The organism is Thioalkalivibrio thiocyanodenitrificans ARhD 1 (assembly GCF_000378965.1).
GTDB lineage: Bacteria > Pseudomonadota > Gammaproteobacteria > Ectothiorhodospirales > Ectothiorhodospiraceae > Thioalkalivibrio_A > Thioalkalivibrio_A thiocyanodenitrificans.
Genome location: NZ_KB900536.1, coordinates 385,489 through 404,649, shown reverse-complemented (window position 1 = coordinate 404,649; position 19,161 = coordinate 385,489). Strand labels below are relative to the sequence as shown.

11 protein-coding genes and 1 tRNA gene are annotated in these 19,161 nt (G+C 66.0%); 4 read left to right on the top strand and 8 right to left on the bottom strand.

Going from position 1 to position 19,161, the window contains the following annotated elements; translation table 11 throughout:
- Positions 1-3: 3 nt before the first annotated feature.
- The 3 genes from thrS to senA all read right to left on the bottom strand — a co-directional run bounded on the left by thrS (position 4) and on the right by senA (position 3,550).
- The gene (gene thrS / locus THITHI_RS0101765; RefSeq protein ID WP_018231351.1) at positions 4-1,935 is read right to left on the bottom strand and encodes a threonine--tRNA ligase; all 1,932 of its coding nucleotides are present in this window, start codon (positions 1,933-1,935) and stop codon (positions 4-6) included.
- A gap of 133 nt (positions 1,936-2,068) precedes the next feature.
- Positions 2,069-2,145: transfer RNA gene (locus THITHI_RS0101760), tRNA-Val, on the bottom strand.
- 106 nt (positions 2,146-2,251) lie between these two features.
- Positions 2,252-3,550: a selenoneine synthase SenA gene (senA, locus tag THITHI_RS0101755; protein WP_232199372.1), complete on the bottom strand. Its 1,299-nt coding sequence runs from the start codon at positions 3,548-3,550 to the stop codon at positions 2,252-2,254.
- 60 nt (positions 3,551-3,610) lie between these two features.
- Between senA and senB the strand changes: the two genes are divergently transcribed.
- Complete coding sequence (gene senB, locus THITHI_RS0101750; RefSeq protein WP_018231349.1) at positions 3,611-4,564, top strand: selenoneine biosynthesis selenosugar synthase SenB; 954 nt, start codon at positions 3,611-3,613, stop codon at positions 4,562-4,564.
- Between the two features lie 8 nt (positions 4,565-4,572).
- Here the strand turns inward: senB and selD are convergent, their stop codons facing one another.
- The 3 genes from selD to THITHI_RS0101735 form a co-directional block, all read right to left on the bottom strand.
- Positions 4,573-6,843: a selenide, water dikinase SelD gene (selD, locus tag THITHI_RS0101745; protein ID WP_026185963.1), complete on the bottom strand. Its 2,271-nt coding sequence runs from the start codon at positions 6,841-6,843 to the stop codon at positions 4,573-4,575.
- A 51-nt stretch (positions 6,844-6,894) separates the two neighbouring features.
- Positions 6,895-8,109 (bottom strand): bifunctional alpha/beta hydrolase/OsmC family protein, encoded by a 1,215-nt coding sequence (locus tag THITHI_RS0101740; RefSeq protein ID WP_018231347.1) that lies wholly within the window; start codon positions 8,107-8,109, stop codon positions 6,895-6,897.
- 484 nt (positions 8,110-8,593) lie between these two features.
- Positions 8,594-9,505: an alpha/beta hydrolase gene (locus THITHI_RS0101735; protein WP_018231346.1), complete on the bottom strand. Its 912-nt coding sequence runs from the start codon at positions 9,503-9,505 to the stop codon at positions 8,594-8,596.
- A gap of 150 nt (positions 9,506-9,655) precedes the next feature.
- Here THITHI_RS0101735 and ettA point away from each other — a divergent pair, with 150 nt between their 5' ends.
- Positions 9,656-11,323, top strand: a complete 1,668-nt coding sequence (gene ettA / locus THITHI_RS0101730; protein WP_018231345.1) for an energy-dependent translational throttle protein EttA — start codon at positions 9,656-9,658, stop codon at positions 11,321-11,323.
- Positions 11,324-11,520: 197 nt separating this feature from the next.
- Positions 11,521-11,955 (top strand): Rrf2 family transcriptional regulator, encoded by a 435-nt coding sequence (locus THITHI_RS0101725; protein WP_018231344.1) that lies wholly within the window; start codon positions 11,521-11,523, stop codon positions 11,953-11,955.
- A 64-nt stretch (positions 11,956-12,019) separates the two neighbouring features.
- Here THITHI_RS0101725 and THITHI_RS0101720 read toward each other — a convergent pair whose 3' ends face one another.
- The gene (locus THITHI_RS0101720) at positions 12,020-12,457 is read right to left on the bottom strand and encodes a bacteriohemerythrin (RefSeq protein ID WP_018231343.1); all 438 of its coding nucleotides are present in this window, start codon (positions 12,455-12,457) and stop codon (positions 12,020-12,022) included.
- Between the two features lie 160 nt (positions 12,458-12,617).
- Positions 12,618-18,116 (bottom strand): excinuclease ABC subunit UvrA, encoded by a 5,499-nt coding sequence (uvrA, locus tag THITHI_RS0101715; RefSeq protein WP_018231342.1) that lies wholly within the window; start codon positions 18,114-18,116, stop codon positions 12,618-12,620.
- Between the two features lie 162 nt (positions 18,117-18,278).
- Between uvrA and THITHI_RS0101710 the strand changes: the two genes are divergently transcribed.
- Entirely contained in the window at positions 18,279-19,151 is an 873-nt protein-coding gene (locus THITHI_RS0101710) for an ATP-binding protein (RefSeq protein WP_018231341.1), read from the top strand.
- Positions 19,152-19,161: the final 10 nt, after the last annotated feature.

Genomic DNA, 19,161 nt, shown 5'->3' with positions numbered 1-19,161 from the left:
ACGTTAATCCTCCAAATGAGAGCGGCCGCGGCTCGCGATCTCACCGGAGAGGCGCCGGGCAAGATCGTCCAGATCCATGCTTCCCAGGTCCTCGCCGGCTCGCGTGCGCACGGCCACGGTTTTCGTCTCCATCTCCCGGTCACCCAGGACCAGCAGATAAGGGACGCGTTGTAGCGTATGCTCGCGGATTTTAAAGCCAATTTTCTCGTTTCTCAAGTCCGTCTCCACCCGCAGGCCCCGATTGCGCAGGCTTTCGGCCACTTCCCGGGCATAATCGTCCTGCCGATCGGTGATGGTCAGCACCTGCACCTGCACAGGGGCCAGCCATAATGGGAACAGACCGGCATAGTGCTCGATGAGCACCCCGAAGAAACGTTCCACGGAGCCCAGCAGGGCCCGGTGGATCATGATGGGGCGGTGCCGGCTGTTGTCCTCCGCCACGTACTCCATCCCGAACCGCTCCGGCAGGTTGAAGTCCAGCTGCACCGTGGAACACTGCCATTCCCGGCCGATGGCATCCCGGATCTTGATGTCAATCTTGGGGCCGTAGAAGGCACCGCCGCCCTCGTCCACCGAGTAATCCAGGCCCTTCTTTTCCAGCGCCGCCCTGAGGGCTGCGGTGGCGTGCGTCCAGATCTTCTCGGAACCCACCGCCTTGTCCGGGCGGGTGGAGAGATTGACCTCGTAGTCGTCGAAACCGAAGGCCCGGAGCACATCCAGCGTCAGATCGAGAATGCGCAGGATCTCGTCCTCGATCTGGTCCTCCCGGCAGAAGACATGGGCGTCGTCCTGGGTGAACCCCCGAACGCGCATGAGACCGTGGAGGGCGCCGGACATCTCCCGGCGGTATACCGTGCCCATCTCCGCCCAGCGCAGCGGCAGGTCCCGGTAGGAATGCAGCCGGTCCTTGTACACCAGCACGTGGAACGGGCAGTTCATGGGCTTGAGCTGGAACGCCTGGGTGTCGTCCTCCATCGGCTCGTACATGGACTCCGCGTAGAAGTCCGCATGCCCCGAGGTCTTCCACAGGTCCAGGTTGGCGATGTGCGGGGTGTAGAGGAACTGGTAACCGGCCCGCTCATGCATGTCGAACCAGAAATCCTCGATCACCCGACGGATGCGCGCACCCTTCGGGTGCCAGAACACCAGCCCGCCGCCGGCCTCATCCTGGATGGAGAACAGGTTCAGCTCCGTGCCGATACGCCGGTGGTCCCGGCGCTCCGCCTCGGCCAGGCGATGGAGGTAATCCTCCAGCTGCTGCTTGTCGGGCCAGGCGGTGCCGTAGATGCGCTGGAGCATTTCGTTGGCGGAATCGCCGCGCCAGTAGGCGCCGGCCACCTTGGTCAGCTTGAAGGCCTTGAGCTTGCCGGTACTGGGCACGTGGGGGCCGCGGCACAGATCGATGAAATCTCCCTGCCGGTAGAGGGAAATGGTCTCTCCCGCGGGGATGTCCTCGATGATGCGGGCCTTGTACTCCTCGCCCTGCCCCCGGAAGAAGTCCACGGCCTCGTCCCGGTCCATGACCGAGCGCGCCACGGGCAGGTCCTCCTTCGCCAGCGCCTTCATGCGCGCCTCGATCTTCTCGAGGTCTTCCGGATGGAAGGGGCGCTCGAAGGCGAAGTCATAGTAAAAACCGTCCTCGATCACCGGCCCGATGGTCACCTGGGCCGAGGGAAACAGGTCCTTCACCGCCTGGGCCAGCAGGTGCGCCGTCGAGTGACGGATGATCTCCAGGCCCTCCGGGTCGCGGGCGGTGACGATGGCAAGCTCGGCATCGTCCTCAATACGGTGGCTGGTATCCACCAGACGCCCGTCCAAGCGCCCGGCCAGGGCGGCCTTGGCGAGCCCGGGGCCGATATCCGCCGCCACGTCGCGCACCGTCACGGGACCATCGAAGCGCCGTTCACTTCCGTCGGGGAGGGTAATCAGGGGCATGTCTGTCTCCTGCGCCGGCCGGTACGAAGGGTCGTGCGCTGCTTGTTTGGCAAAGAAAGGCTGCAAGTCGATCAGCCGTACCGGAGCGGTTTCTGTTCCGGATGACTGTCGCTTGCAGCCCGCACTGCAGTCCTGGTAGGCGCGATTGGACTCGAACCAACGACCCCCACCATGTCAAGGTGGTGCTCTAACCAGCTGAGCTACGCGCCTGCGTTGGAACCCGGGATCTTACCATCGCCACGCGCCCCCGACAACGCCAGGGCCCGCCCGCACACTGCCGGCAGCCGCCGGCTCCGGCGACGTCGGGGCGCCCCGATCAGAGGGCACAGGTGCGAAAACCGGCGATGATGTCGTTGCGATCCGGGGTGAAGAAATTGCGATGGCCGTTGTGAATCAACCGGCTCCGGGTTGCCCATCCGCCGCCGCGCAATACCCGCCGCTGCTCCGCGAACCACGGGGCGGAGTAGTCCGCGTAGAGATCGGCCTTGAAGCCGGGAAACGGCCCGAAGACGGAGGCTGTCCATTGCCAGACGTTGCCCAGCATCTGCCGGCATCCCAGGGGGCTGTCGCCCTCGGGGAAGGCAGCGACGTCCACGCATCCGAGCCGGTCACCGTCCAGATTGGCCGGTACCCGGCCAGCCATGGTGTCGCCCCAGGGAAAGCGCCGCTTGCCGGGCAGCAGCCCCCGGCCGTCGCCGGCCGGTACCCGGCTGGCCGCGACCTCCCACTCGGCCTCGGTGGGCAGCCGGCGGCCCGCCCAACGGCAATAGGCATCGGCTTCGTAAGCGCTGACATGGCTCACGGGCTGGCAGGGCGGCAGGGTCAGCCAGCGGTCAAACCAGCGCACCTGCCAGTGCCCGTCGGCATGGTGCCAGTACACCGGGGCGTCGAGCCCCGCCCGGCTGCGCCACGCCCAGCCCTCCTCGCTCCAGAACTCACGGCGCCGGTAACCCCCGTCCTCCACGAAGGCACGAAACGCCTCGTTGGTGACCGGTGCTCTGGCGATGCTGAAGGCCGGCACATCCACCGCATGGACTCCCTTTTCGTTGTCAAATCGAAAGGGCACGGTCTCGTCGGAACCCAGCTCATGGATGCAGCCCGGGATGTGTACGTCACCGTCCAGGGGACCGGCGTGTTGAGCCGGCGACACGCCCGAAATTGAACCCATGTCCGGAGGAGGGTACGCGAGCGTCTGCCGTGTATAGGCAAAGGCCTCTCCGTGCATGTCTTCGTGGAAGGTGGTGAGCTGGTAGACGTAACTCTGCGCCTCGCTGGCCAGCCCGTCGGGCAGCCGTTCAATCATGGCATCCTGGACCGTGCGCAGATAATCGAGCGTGTCTTCCCAGTCCGGCAGCGGCAGACCCCAGCGCGCATCATGCTCTATGCCGCCGGAATCGTAGAGCGCTTCGGCATCGGGATGCCGGTAGTCCAGGCCGTAAAGCGTCCGCAGGGCGAAGTGATCGTGAAAGAAGCCCACGTGGCCCACTTCCCACAGGGGAGGATTCACAATGTTAAGCTTGGGCCCGAGCGCCTGCTCGCCGGTCAGATCCCGGGTCAGGGCGAGCGTCCGCTTCCGGGCATCGCCCAGCATCTCGATGAGGTGATCTGCAGGCACGCGATGGGTGGCAGGCACATCCATTGGAATTCAAACCCCCGGTCGAATGGCAACAGTCACATGGACATCGCACTGATCACGCCGGCCAGGCCCGGCACACGCTCGGGCAACCGGGCCACGGCCACCCGCTGGGCGAAGTTCCTGCGCGATCTCGGTCATCGGGTCCGCGTCTCCACGACCTATGACGGGCGCGATGCCGGGATGATGATCGCATTGCATGCATGGCGCAGCGCGGACGCCGTCCGTGCCTTCCGTGACCGCCATCCGCACCGGCCGCTGATCGTCGTGCTGACGGGAACGGACATTTACCGGTTCCAGTATTCCCACGCCGAGACCACTCTGGCAAGCATGGATCGGGCGGACGCCCTGATCGGCCTCCATGACCGGGTCCATGAAGACATTCCGGCCCGTTTCCGTACCCGGTTGCATACCGTCCTGCAGTCCGCCGATCCCCTGCCCCGGCGCCTGCCCCCGGTCAGATCCCGCTTCGATGTCTGTGTGGCCGGACATCTTCGCGAGGAAAAGGATTCGCTGCGTCCGGCCTATGCCGTGCGTGATCTGCCGGCGGGTTCGCGGCTGCGGATCGTTCTCATGGGCCGCGCCCATGACAGCGAATGGGAAGCCGCCGCGCTGCAGGAAACCCGCATCAATCCGCGCTTCGTCTGGCGCGGCGAAGTGCCTCACTGGCAGGTACGCCGCCTGATGGCCCGGGCGCGGCTCATGGTGATAAGTTCCATCATGGAGGGCGGCGCCAACGTGGTCTCCGAAGCGTGCGTGGCGGGCCTGCCCGTCATCGCCTCCGACATCCCGGGCAATATCGGCCTGCTGGGCGAAGACTACCCGGGATATTATCCGGTGGGTGACACGGCGGCACTGCGGAAACGCCTGCTGCGCGCCGAGGGCGATCCGGACTATGTGGAGTCCCTGCGCCGGAGCTGCGAGGCCCGTGCCCCCGCCTTTCGGCCGGAGGAGGAGAAGGCTGCGCTTGAGAACGTGGTCGGGCATTTGTCCTGACGTGCCGGTCATGGATTGAGGACGATGGGTTCCAGGGCATCGCTCCGGGCGAGCACCCGGCCAATGACGGCCGCGTCGGAATACCCCAGCGCCCGCAACGCCTGCACGCAGGCTTCCGCCCGATCCGCGGGCACACTGGCCAGCAGGCCGCCTGCGGTCTGGGGATCGAACACCAGCGGGTAACGGGGATGGTCCGCCATGTCCGCCTGGTTGCGAAGCGCCCGGCTCAGACGCACGTTGGCGGGCTGCAGGGAACTCATGATCCCCCGGGCCACGGTCTCCTGCGCGCCCTCCAGGAGCGGCAGCGCGGTGAGATCCAGTTCGGCGTCAACGCCGGACGGCCGCGTCATCTCGACCAGATGTCCCAGCAACCCGAATCCGGTGATGTCCGTACACGCCGTGGCGCCGTGTTCTCGCAGACACGCGGCAGCCTGCCGGTTTGACTGGATCATGGAGGCGAGGGCGGAATCGATCCAGCGGCCCCGGGCGGCCAGCCTCGCGTGCGCGGCGAACAACGTGCCTGTCCCGATGGGTTTGGTGAGCAGCAACACGTCACCCGCGCGCATCCCCCCCTTGCGCAGGAGGGCGTCCTCGTCGACCAGCCCGTTCACGGCAAACCCCAGGGCCAGTTCCCGGCCCTCCCCGGTGTGGCCGCCCACCAGCGCGCAGTTCGCATCGTTGAGGATTTCGATGGCCCCCGACATCATCTGGAGCACTACGTCCTCTATCTTGGACTCCAGCCCCGTGGGCACGGTGGCAATCGCCGTGGCCGACTGTGCCTCCGCGCCCATGGCAAACACATCGCCCAGGGCATGATTGGCCGCGATCTTGCCGAACAGGTACGGGTCTTCGATGAACGCACGGAAGAAGTCCACGGTCTGCACCAGGGCCTTGCCCTCCGGCACGCGCAGCACGGCGGCATCATCCGGCGCGTGGAGACCCACGAGCACATCGTCACGATCCACCGGCGTGAGCAGGCCAAGGGTGCGGGACAGTACGGATGCGCCCACCTTCGCGCCGCAACCCCCGCAGCGCATGGCCACCGCGGAGATGGCCTGCACCGCCTCCTCCCCGTCCAGCCGCACCGAATGCCATGCATCGTCCCTGTCGGTGTCCATGGGCGGGAGATCATTGAACCGGGCCATGAACCGGCGATCGATCCGGTCCTTCCAGCGCCACACCCACGCCCCCTTGAATCCGATGGGGCCGCGGGACGCCACCGCGTACCGTTCTCCGGTGCTGATCAGGGCAAGCCAGTGACGCTGGGGCCGATAGGGCCGCAGTGCCCGCCCGGTGACCGCGCGCCTCAGGTTGTCCGCCAGCGGCCGAGCCTGACGCACGGCAAACACACCGGCCTTCTCCCGCGGATGGTTGACCATCGAGGCAATATCCCCCGCGGCAAAAATCTCTGGATCCGTGACGGTCTGCAAGGTATCGGTGACCCGAATGAAGCCGTCGTCATCCAGTTCGAGCCCGGTATCCCCAAGCCAGCGCGCCCCGCCCGCCCGCGTGATCCAGACGACCTCATCGGCGTCGAAGGTACCGGATTCGACGGTGCGCAGGCATCCGTCACCCACCTGCTCCACCTCCGCGGCCGTATGCAGGACCACACCCCGCTCGGCCAGGACCTGCTCGAACACCCCGCGCACACGGGCATTGTGCGTGGGCAGAATGTCGGCACTTCGGCTGAACAGATGGAACTCCAGTTCCCCGGGGTCACGCCCCTGGGCGGAAAGCTCCCTGCGCAGCCGGTACTGCATCGCCAGCGCCAGTTCGACGCCGCCGGCGCCCGCGCCAACCACTGCGATGCGTCTCCTGCCGGGGTGTTCCTTCACCCGGTGCAGCAATGCCTGCCAGCGGTCATTGAAGCGGTGAATGGGCTTTACGGGGACCACGTGCTCGTGCGCACCTGTCACGTGCCCCAGTTGCGGCGTGGATCCGATATTGATGGACAGCTTGTCGTAGGGCACGGGCGGTCTTTCCCGGCAAAGCACGGTCCGTGCGGACCGGTCCAGGCCCACGGCCTCATCCCGGTAGAAACGGGCGCCGGCGAACTCCGCCAGCCGGCTCAGATCGATATGGATGTCGTCGAAATCGTAGTGTCCGGCCACGTACCCCGGCAGCATGCCGGAATACGGCGTGTGGGTATCCCGACAGATCACCGTCAGACGCACGCCGGGCACCGGCTTCATGCCGAAACGCTTGAGGACCCCCACATGGCTGTGGCCTCCCCCGATCAGCACTATATCCCTTAGAACCGGCCGGTCCGGTTTCTGCATGGACAATTCTCTCTGGTTACAGGTAATGCGTGGATTCAGGCCCGAGCAACCTCAACCGGGGAGCGTCCGGATCTCGACCTCACCGTGGAGCGTGCGATGCACCGGGCACTTGTCGGCAATCTCCAGCAACCGCTTGCGCTCCGCATCAGAGAGTTCGCCTTCCAGGATGATGCGCCGGGTGATCAGGTCGAGCCGGCCGGTTTGCGTCTCGCACGCCTCGCAATCCCTGGCGTGAATCCTGTCGTGCGTCAGGCTCACCTGCACACGGGTCAGGTCCAGCCCCTTGCGCCGGGCGTACATGCGCAGCGTCATGGAGGTGCATGCCCCGAGTCCGGCCAGCAGGTAGTCGTAAGGGCCCGGACCCATGTCAGCACCGCCGGCACTCTCCGGCTCGTCGGCAAACAGCCGGTGACGGCCCACCCGCACCTGTTGTGCAAGGCCGTCCGGCGTTAGTTCCTCCACCGTCACGCCACCATCCCCGCCGGCCTCATCGGCCGGATCGTCCCGGTCCGGCAGGTAACGGGCCGCCCACGCGGCGATCACCCCGGCCGCGTACTCCGCATCCTCGGGCTTGCTGAGCAGATGGTCCGCATCGTCCAGTGAGACGTAGCTCTTTGGGTGCCTGGCATGCTCGAAGATTCGCCGGGCATTGTCCACGTCCACCACGGCATCCACAGGGGAATGCATGACCAGCAGGGGACGCTGCAGCTGACGAATGTGCCTGGCCTGGTTCTGGTCGCGCGCATCTTCCAGGAACTGACGGCGGATCCGGAACTGGCGTCCAGCCAATGTGACGGTGGCCTCCCCCTCGGATTCGATGACCTCCAGCTTGTCCGAAAAATGATCGAGCACGTGCTCCGGATCGAACGGGGCACCGATCACCCCGACCGCGGCGCACTCCGGCAACTCGCCGGCGGCGGCCAGGACCGCCGTGCCCCCGAGGCTGTGCCCGATGAGAATGGAGACCGGGCGTCCGCTTTCGCGCATGAAACGCGCCGCGGCCAGAAGGTCCGCGACATTGGAACTGAAACCGGTATTGGCGAATTCTCCCTCACTCGCCCCGAGCCCCGTAAAATCGAAGCGCAGGGTGGCGATGCCGCGCTCGGTCAGCGCGGCCGCGATTCGACTCGCCGCGCGGATATCCTTTCCGCAGGTGAAACAATGCGCGAAAAGCGCCCAGGCCCGCGGTTCTCCCGGCGGCGTATCCAGCCTCGCCGCCAGTGTGTGTTCGTCCGCTCCGGGAAAATCGATCCGCTGGCCCGCCATGCCAACCCCTCCGCTATATCAATGAGTGGTCCACCGGTGCGACCGTTCGTTCCGGTCGTGGGTGGCAGCCTTGCGCCCGGCCCGCACCGGAGCTGCCGGCCGATCAGCCGATCGGCGTGATTGCACAACGGCAACAACGGCTGTTGAGCCGCCTCATGGTGTGCAGGTCCGAAACCGGACGTGCACGGACTACCGCATGTGGGCGCCACCGTTGAGCGTGTGCAGTGCGCTCGTTTCCACCATAGCACAGGGCCATGGAACGGTTGAGTGCGGTCAGACCGAACAACTCGGGACATCCGGTCGGCACCGGCACATTCTCACACACCATGTGTGTTCATGTTCAGACCCGCAACAGTGCACTGCCAACGATGCGAGGCACACGGGAAACGCGGGGGCCACTTCAGCGGGAATCGCTCATTCGACCCTGCACTGTGCCCCTGCCCAGGGCCTCGAGTGTTCGATGATCCGTCTTGTCAGGACCGGATTACCAGCCGATGAATTCGGCCGCCAGATCGGCCACATCGTCGGCGAAGAAGTCACGGAAAAAGTGCTCGGCCCCGTCTACAACCCCATATTGGATGTGGGCTTCGCCCTTCAGCTCCGCCATTCGTTCAGGAAGATCGGCCACGGTAGCGTCCTCGCTGCCGGCGATCACAAGTACCTGCATGTCCATCCCGGGCAGCAGCGCGGGCGTGTCGAAATCAGGGTTATCCGCATAGTAGGAGGCCACAGCCGCCGCACTGGCGTTGGCACCCTCGCAGTACAGAAACCCGATGTCCTCGATGAGGGTGTCCGGCTGGCCCATGCGCATGAGTTCCGCAGCCTGCTCGTAGACCCGTGCCAGCGGCGCACCATAGCGCTCCTCATACGCCCGGGCGGTGGCAGCATGATCGGCGGTTGCCGGAGCGATGAGCACCGCGTGTTCCACGCCCTGCGGCTTGTGTTCTGCCGCATACCACGCCATCTGGGCACCACCCCGGGAATGGGCCATGAGGGCCACCCTGCCCGCACCCTGTTCGTTCAGCCACCCCATCCACATATCCAGTTCCGCCAGCGCGTCCTCGTGGCGATGCACGTGATCGATTGCGCAGTCGACCATGCCCTCCCGGGCATCGATGCCCAGGCTCAGGTTGATGGAGAGGCTGTTATAGCCCCGCTCCGCCATGAGCCCCTGCAGACTCTCCATGATCTCCATGCGCCCGTGGGCCATGGTACCGTGGAGCATCAGGATCACGCCATCCTCCAGGGACTTGCCCGAAGCCATCTCCAGGTGAGCGATGTGCGTCAGGCCGTCCCTTTCCAGTTCCACCCGCTCGGCGGCCTGGACAGCCGCGACTGTGAGAAACGCGGCGCCCGTCAGGGCCAGAAGGGATGTCTTGCAGATATGTCGGTACATGCTGGATATCCTCTGGAAGTTGCTATTTTTTCTTGTTTGTCCGCCCGGCAGGGGGAGCCCGACTGGAAAGCAGCGGGACCTTTGCCGGATAATGCCCGTCCATTACGAGTCCATCAATTCACAATCGTTCCCGATTCTCTCAAGGTATCCATGGCTCAATACATCTACACCATGAGCGGTGTGGGCAAGGTCGTCCCGCCCAAGAAGGAAATCCTCAAGGACATCTCCCTGAACTTCTTCCCCGGCGCCAAGATCGGCGTGCTGGGTTACAACGGCGCCGGCAAATCCACCCTGCTGCGCATCATGGCCGGCGTCGACAAGGAGTACGTGGGCGAAGCCCGTCCTCAGCCCGGCATACGGATCGGTTTCCTGCCCCAGGAGCCGCAACTCGACAGCGACAAGGACGTGCGCGGCAACGTGGAGGAAGGCGTCGGCGAGACCAAGGCCCTGGTGGACCGCTTCAACGCCATCGCCGAGGCGTTCGCCAACCCGGACGCGGACTTCGACGCCCTGTTGGCCGAGCAGGCGGAGTTGCAGGACAAGATCGACGCCGCCGGCGCCTGGGACCTGGAGCGAAAGCTCGAGGTGGCGGCCGATGCGCTGCGCCTGCCGCCCTGGGAGGCGGACGTCAGCACGCTCTCCGGCGGTGAGCGCCGCCGCGTGGCGCTGTGCAAACTGCTGCTGTCCAACCCGGACATGCTGATCCTGGACGAGCCCACCAACCATCTGGACGCCGAGTCGGTGGCCTGGCTGGAGCGATTCCTGCAGGAGTTCCCGGGTACCGTGGTGGCGGTGACCCATGACCGTTACTTCCTGGACAACGTGGCCGGCTGGATTCTGGAGTTGGACCGCGGTCACGGCATCCCCTGGGAAGGCAACTACTCCTCCTGGCTGGAGCAGAAGGAGAAGCGCCTGGAAATGGAGGAGAAGCAGGAAAGCGCCCGGCGCAAGAACATGGAGGCGGAGCTGGAATGGGTGCGTTCCAATCCCAAGGGGCGCGGCACCAAGAGCAAGGCGCGCCTCAAACGCTTTGAGGAACTGTCGTCGCCGGACTACCAGAAGCGCAGCGAAACCAAGGAAATCTACATCCCGCCGGGCCCTCGCCTGGGTGACGTGGTGGTGGAAATGGACGGCATCACCAAGTCCTACGGTGACCGCGTGCTCTACGAAGACCTCTCGTTCAGCATCCCCCGGGGCGGCATCCTCGGGATCATCGGCCCCAACGGTGCCGGCAAATCCACCCTGTTCCGCATGATCGTGGGGCAGGAGCAGCCGGACAGCGGCGACATCCGCGTGGGCGAGACGGTACAGGTGGCTTATGTGGACCAGAGCCGCGATGCGCTCGCCGCCGAGAAATCGGTCTGGGAGGAGATCTCCAACGGCCAGGACATCATCCAGGTGGGCAACTTCCAGATGCCCTCGCGGGCCTATGTGGGCCGCTTCAACTTCAAGGGCTCCGACCAGCAGAAACTCATGAAGGAGCTCTCCGGGGGTGAACGCAACCGGGTTCATCTGGCCAAGCTGCTGCAGAGCGGCGGCAACCTGCTGCTGCTGGACGAGCCCACCAACGATCTGGACGTGGAGACACTGCGCGCCCTGGAAGAGGCTCTGCTGGACTTCCCGGGTTCCGCGGTGGTGATCTCCCATGACCGCTGGTTCCTGGACCGCATCGCCACCCATATCCTGGCCTTCGAGGATGACGGCAGCGTGGTGTTCTTCGACGGAAACTACACTGAGTACGAGGCCGATCGCCACAAGCGACTGGGCAGCGACGCGGACACCCCCCACCGCATGAAGTACCGGCGGCTGCAGCATTGATTGGGGATTCGTCGGCCGAAGCGAGGACGCAGGGGCAGGGAATTGGTTGATCCCGGTCAGTAAACCCGAGGGGATTACATGGTTTACTGAATGTTATGCCACAGGTTTCGAGTCGATCATCATGACCACGCTATCCGCACCGGGGACCGCCGACGCCTGCTCGGTGAGTATGGCCCCCCTGCCCCTGGTAACCCCACATGCAGATCACCCGCCGTACTGACTTTGCCCTGCGCGTCCTGATCTACCTCGCGGTCAACCCGGACCGGTTGAGCCGGATCTCGGACATCGCCGAGGCCTACCAGATCTCCCGCCACCACCTGGTCAAGGTCGTCCATGAACTGGCCGGACTGGGCCATATCCGGACGTTCCGTGGCAAAAGCGGCGGGATGCGCCTCGCAAGACCCGCCGAAGAGACACGCGTGGGTGATGTGGTCCGGGACATGGAAGAGAACCTGGAGATCATCAACTGCAGCGCGCCTTCATTGTGCGTCATCCTGCCGGACTGCCGCCTGAAGAACGTGCTCAACGATGCCCGGGACGCATTCATGGACACACTGGACCGGGTCACCCTGGCCGACCTGGTCCGGAACCGGGAGAGCAAACTGGCGGGGACGCTGATCACCAAGAGGTGAAGGTGGACCGTTGAATGGGTCCCCTCCCGGTCAGCGGGCAGATCAGGCGTTCATCCCCGATCCTTCAACCGTCATCCTTGGTTTCAATATGTGCCTTGGCGAATTTCTCCGTGGCGACATCCATCGTGGCGCAATGGCGGCGATACCAGGGCAGGAACCGGCCCATGAAGAGCTCCCGCACCTCGTCCAGGCTCACAGCGCCCGCGTCCAGATCGTCAAGGCAGCTGACCAGTTCCTCCAGACGCGCGTCGTGTTCCTGCTTGTGGACAGGCAATGGCGGAAAGTCGATCTCCCGCATCAGGGATTCTTCCCGGTTGAAATGCGCGCGCGTGTGCTCGATGAAATCCCGGAGATCCTTGCGAAGGTCCGGGCTCTCGCCGCCCGTGCTGGACGCGAGGCTCTCCACGATCCGCTCCAGAAGATGCCGGGCTTCCTCGTGGTCATGGGACATGAACGCCACCGCCCGATCGGGGTCGCTGCTCTGATTGGCGTCGTGGTTCATGGGGCTCTCTCACGGATCCGTGTTCAAGTGAAAACCATATCACGTTCGGCCGGGCCAGACGATGGACCGATCCGCAGAATGCCGGCCTCGGGAGTGGCCGGACCCGTGAGGCCCCCGTCTTTCCTGATTCCAACGTCCGGGGATGCCTGCAACGCGGTCATCAACGGTCGGCAAGAAACGTCTGCAGGACACGACCGGTGGCCGACTTTCGCCGCACCATGCGCTCAGGCGCTCCCTGCGCCACAACGCGGCCGCCCCCGTCACCCCCCCCGGGGCCCATGTCCACGATCCAATCGGCCTCGGCGATCACGTCAAGATTATGCTCAATGACGACCACCGAGTGCCCCGCCTCCACCAGGTGGTGCAGCACGCGGATCAGCCTGACCACGTCGGCCATGTGCAGACCAACGGTGGGTTCGTCGAGGACGTAGAGACTTCCCTTGGGTTCCTTGCGGCGCCCTCGCACATCCGGGCGCACCCTGGCAAGCTCGGTCACCAGCTTCATTCGCTGGGCCTCACCACCGGACAGGGTCGGGCTGGGCTGGCCCAGGCGCAGGTAACCGAGGCCCACGTTCTGGAGCAACTGCAGGGTGTGGTGGATGGCCGGGTGGGCGGTGAAAAAGGGCACAGCCTCGTCCACGCTCATCTGCAAGACGTCCGCGACGGAACATTCCCGGTAGCGCGCTTCCAGCGTTTCCCGGCCGTAGCGCCCGCCGCCGCAGGCCTCGCAGGGCACCACCACGTCGGGCAGGAAGCTCATCTCGATGCGCCGCACACCCTGCCCTTCACAGACGTCACAGCGCCCGCCACTGGTGTTGAAGGAAAAACGCGAGGCGTTCCAGCCCCTCAGTCGTGCCTCGGGGGTCTCGGCGAACAGCCTGCGGATGCGGTCGAACACGCCCACGTAGGTGGCGGGGCAGGATCGCGGCGTGCGCCCGATGGGGGTCTGGTCCACCTCCAGCACCCGTTCCAGGTCCTGCCAGCCTTCCAGGGCGTCACAGCCCGTCAGGGCCGGCTTGCGGCCCCGCCTGCCCACCCGCCCGGAAAGGTTCCGGTAGAGCACCTCCCGCACAAGGGTGGACTTGCCGGAGCCGGATACGCCGGTGACGCATACCAGGCGGTTGAGGGGAATGGACACGTCCACGTCGCGCAGGTTGTTGAGCCGGGCTCCCCGGATGCGCAGGGCCGGCTCCTGCCCTGCCCGGGTAGGGCGGCGCGCCATGAGCGGGTGTTTCAGAGGGTGCGCCAGGAACTGCCCGGTCAGGGACTCGGGCGTGTTCATCAGCTGCTTCACACTGCCCTGGGCCACCAGCCGTCCGCCCCGCTCCCCGGCACCGGGGCCCAGATCAATCACGTGCTCGGCGCTGCGGATGGTTTCCTCGTCGTGCTCCACCACCACCACGGTGTTGCCCTTGGCCTGCAGGCGATGCAGGGTATCCAGCAGCATGCGGTTGTCCCGGGGGTGCAGGCCGATGGTGGGCTCGTCCAGGATGTAGCAGACCCCCTGGAGGTTGGTGCCCAGTTGGGCCGCCAGGCGGATGCGCTGGGCCTCGCCGCCGGACAGCGTCGGAGCGCCGCGATCCAGACTCAGATAACCCAGCCCCACCTGTTCCAGGAAGGCGAGCCGGCCGCGGATCTCCGGCAGGATGTCCCGGGCGATGGCAGATTCACGCGCCTTCGGTTTCAGCTTCTCGAACCAGCCGCGCGCCACCTTCACCGGCAGGGCCGAGAGCTCGCCGATGGAGCGCTCCCGGAAGCGCACGGCCAGGGCCTCGGGCCGCAGGCGCTGGCCATGGCAGGCAGGACAGGTCTGGCGCGTCTCGCCCTCTTCCAGCCATTCCCCTTCCTCGCCACTGTGGACCTCGTCGAAGCCCTTCAACACCACGCCGGTGCCGAAGCAGGTAATGCACCAACCGTGGCGGGCGTTGTAGGAGAACAGGCGCGGATCGGGCACGTCGAAGGACCGGGCACAGGAGGGACAGGCCCGTTCCGTGGAATAGAGTCTCTCGGCGGCACGGCCTGCGACGGTTGCCACCCGGATCATGCCCTTGCCCAGATCCAGTCCCCGGGCAATGGCCTGACGCAGCTCTGCCTCGGCCATTGGCGTAATCTTAAGGCTCGCCACCGGTAGTTCGATGTCGTGTTCCCGGTAGCGATCCAGGCGCGGCCAGGGGTTGGTGGGGATCAGTTCGCCATCCACGCGCAGGTGTTCAAAACCCCGGGCACGGGCCCAGCGGGCAAGATCCGTGTAATAGCCCTTGCGCGCCGAGACGAGGGGCGCCAGCACCTGCACCTCCCTGCCTTTCCACTGTTTGAGCAGCGCGGCCAGGATTGCCTCTGGGGTCTGAGGCTCGATGGCCACGTCGCAGTCCGGGCAGTACTGGGTCCCCAGCTTCACGTACAGCAGGCGCAGGAAGTGGTGCACCTCGGTGAGCGTGCCCACGGTGCTCTTGTGTCCGCCCCGGCTGGTGCGCTGCTCGATGGCCACGGTGGGGGGGATGCCGGTGACCGCGTCCACCTCAGGCCGGGAGGCCGGCTGCACCAGGGAGCGGGCGTAGGCATTCAGCGACTCCAGGTAGCGGCGCTGACCCTCGTTGAACAGGATGTCGAAGGCCACGGTGCTCTTGCCGGAGCCGGACACGCCGGTGATCGCCGTGAAGCGGTCCCGGGGCACCCGGATGTCCACGCCCTTGAGGTTGTGCTCCCGGGCGTTGCTGATGCGGATCTCCGCGGGCAGGGCCCGTGAAGTCCTGTAGGCAGGCGCGGCGGTTTCCGCGACGAGTCCTTGCGCGTCCGCGCGCAGGGCGGCACCGGTATGGGAGCGGGGATGTTTCATCACCTGCGCGGGGGCGCCCTCGCAGACGATCTCGCCGCCCCCGTCGCCCCCCTCGGGGCCCAGGTCCATGAGCCAGTCGGCGGCGCGGATCACGTCCAGGTTGTGCTCGATGACGATCAGGGAGTGCCCCTCCGCCTGCAGTCGGCGCAGGGCCTTGAGCAGCCGGGCGATGTCCTCGAAATGCAGGCCCGTGGTGGGCTCGTCCAGCAGGAACAGTGTGGTGCCCCGGCCCTTTCCCCGCTGACGCGCCGCCAGGTGTCCGGCCAGCTTCAGGCGCTGGGCCTCGCCGCCGGAGAGCGTCGGAACCGGCTGGCCCAGGCGCAGGTATTCCAGACCCACGGCCGCCAACGGCTCCAGACTCTGCAGCACCTCGGGAACATGGGCGAAGAATGCCAGGGCCTGGGAGACGGTCATCTCCAGCACCGCCGACAGATCCGCGGCGTGACCCTGCGCCCCCAGGGCCTTGACCTGGAGCACCTCGGGCCGGTAGCGCCTGCCGTCACATTCGCCGCAGCGCAGGTAGACATCCGAGAGGAACTGCATCTCCACATGCTCGAAGCCGGAGCCTGTGCACACCGGACAGCGGCCGTTGCCGGAGTTGAAGCTGAAGGTCCCGGCGGTGTAGCTCCGTTCCTTTGCCAGGGGCTCCTCGGCGAACAGCTTGCGGATGGCATCAAGGGCGCCCACGTAGCTGGCCGGGCAGGAACGGGCGGTGCGGCCGATGGGGGACTGGTCCACCATCACCACCGCGTCCAGGGACTCGTGACCGGACAAGGACTCGAAGGCCCCGGACGGATACTCCGGGCGACCCTTGAGCCTGGCCAGCGCCGGATACAGCAGATCCTGGATCAGGGTGGACTTGCCCGAGCCGGACACGCCGGTGACGCACACCAGACGCCCCAGGGGGAAGCGCGCATGGATGCCCTTGAGGTTGTGCTCGGCGGCACCGCGCAGTTCCAGCCACGCCGTGTCCCGGTCCGGAGGCTGGCTGGCGGAGGACGGGGCCACCTGTCTGCGGCCAGTCAGATACTGCCCCGTGAGGGACCTGCGGGAACGCAGGATCTGCGCCGGCGTGCCGAAGAACACCACCTCCCCGCCCCGCTCACCCGGACCCGGCCCCATGTCGAGGATGCGATCGGCGGCGCGCATCACCTGGGGATCGTGTTCCACCACCAGCAGGGAGTTGCCCGCATCCCGCAGCCGGCGCATCACGCCCACCACCCGATCCATGTCTCTCGGGTGCAGGCCGATGGAGGGCTCGTCCAGCACGAACAGGGTGTTCACAAGCGAGGTGCCCAGCGCAGTGGTCAGGTTGATCCGCTGCACCTCGCCGCCGGACAGGGTGCGGGACTGGCGGTCCAGGGTCAGATAACGAAGCCCCACTTCGCAGAGATAGTTCAGCCGCGCGCGGATCTCGGACAGCAGCAGGTCCGTGGCCTCGTCCAGTGGCTTGGGCAGATGCAGTCCATCGAAGAACTGCTTGCAGCGCTCCAGGGGCACCTGCATGAGATCATGCAGGCACAGGCCCGGCAATGACTGGAGCAGATCCCGAGACCAGGAGACCCCCGCGGGCAGGAAGCGCGCGGTGGGTGACAGCACGGCATCCGCATCGGGCTTCGTGCCCAGGCGCCACAGCAGGGAGTCGGGCCTGAGCCTCGCGCCATGGCAGGCCTTGCAGGGCTCATAGCTGCGGTAGCGCGACAGCAGCACCCGGATGTGCATCTTGTAGCTCCGGGTCTCCAGCCAGTCGAAGAAGCGCCGGACGCCGTACCAGACACCCTCATCAAAATCCCCCTCCCCCTCGATCACCCATTCCCGCTGTTCGTCGGTCAGCTCGTCCCAGGGAACGTCCAGTGGAATGCCCCGCTTGCGGGCGAAGGTCTTCAGCTCCGCCTGACACTCGTAGTAGGCATCGGTCTGCCAGGGCTTCACCGCCCCGTCCCCCAGACTCACGCGGCCGTCCGGGATCACCAGGTTTAGATCGATGCCCATGGTACGCCCGAACCCCCGGCAGGCCTCGCAGGCGCCGATGGGGGAATTGAAGGAGAAGTGGTTGGGAGTGGGCTCGCTGTAATGCAGGTCGCAGGCGGCGCAGTGCAGATCCGCGGAATAGTCTATGGGCGCGTGGGGCTCGCGGTCCTCGCCCAGGGGGTAGACCCGCACGCGTCCCTGGCCATGGTGCAGGGCCGCCTCGAGGGCCTCCACCAGGCGCCCACGATTGGCGGGCTGCGCCCGCAACCGGTCCTGGATCACCTCAAGTCGCGACGCCAGATCCAGGTGGAGACGCTCGTAACCCTGGGCCCTCAGGTGCCCCTTCACTTCCTCGACTGTGAAGTTCTCCGGCACGGACACCGGAAAGACCACCATGACGCGCGTTTGCCCCGTCCCGTCCCGGGTGAGCCACTCGCCGGCGATCGACTCGGGCGTATCCCGCCTCACCCGCGCGCCGCAGCCCCGGCAGTGCAGGTGCGCACCCCGGGCATAGAGCAGCTTCAGGTGATCGTTCAGCTCCGTCATGGTACCCACGGTGGAGCGGGAGGTGCGCACCGGGTTGGTCTGGTCAATGGCGATGGCCGGCAGCACGCCCTCGATGCGATCCACCGCCGGCTTGTCCATGCGGTCCAGGAACTGCCGGGCGTAGGGCGAGAAGGTCTCCACATAGCGGCGCTGCCCCTCCGCATACACCGTATCGAAGGCGAGCGAGGACTTGCCGGACCCCGACACGCCGGTGACCACGATCAATTCGTTGAGCGGCAGCTCGATATCGAGGCCCTTGAGATTGTTCTGGCGGGCACCGAAGATGCGGATACGGTCCTGGGACATGTGCTTCATGGCGGCTTGCGGGACGGCACAGATTAACCGATGCGATGGGAGCTGTGTCCATAAACCCTATAAGCTTGCCGCAGGGGCGCAGAGACTTTGGATTTTGACTTTTCAAGCAACTCTCCCCGATGCTTGCAGAAATGCATTAACCGGACATCCACCATGCCCCAGGACACCGAACTAAAAGCCGTGCTGGCACAGTTCTCCCGGCTCATGGACCGGGCCGAGCGGCTGCTGCCTGCGCCGGCGCCGGACCCGGACTGGACCGCCCCGGCCCACCGTTGGCACCGCGACGGGCACCTGAGCCCGGTGCACGGGATCGCGCCACTGTCCCTCGACGACCTGCTCCACATCGAGCGCCAGAAGACGCTGCTGGTGCGCAACACCCGGCAGTTCCTGAAACACCTGCCCGCCAACAACGTGCTGCTGTGGGGCGCCCGGGGCACGGGCAAATCCTCGCTGATGCGCGCGCTGCTCAACGAGTTCAGCGAGGACGGCCTGCGCATCATCCAGGTGGACGGACAGGATCTGACACACCTGCCGGATATCGCGAAGCCGCTTGCCGGACGGCCCGAGCGCTTCATCCTGCTGGCCGACGACCTGTCCTTCGAGGCCAGCGATCCGGGCTACAAGGCGCTCAAGGCGATGCTCGACGGCTCATTGGAAGGGACGCCCGAGAATGTGCTCATCCACGCCACCTCCAACCGGCGCCATCTGATGCCGGAGAAGATGATGGACAACCTGGAGGTGAAACGGGTGGACGACGAGATTCACCCGGGCGAGGCGGTGGAGGAAAAGATCTCCCTGTCAGAGCGCTTCGGCCTCTGGCTCGCCTTCCATCCCTTCACGCAGGACCAGTACCTCGCCGTGGTGGACCACTGGCTCGTCAGGCTCGGCGGCACCATGACAGAGGAAAGCCGCGCCGAGGCCCTGCGTTATGCCCTGGGCCGGGGCTCACGCAGCGGACGCGTGGCCTGGCAGTTCGCGAAGGACCGGGCGGGGCGGAAGGGGCTGGAAGTGAGAAGTGGGAATTGAGAAGTGCGAA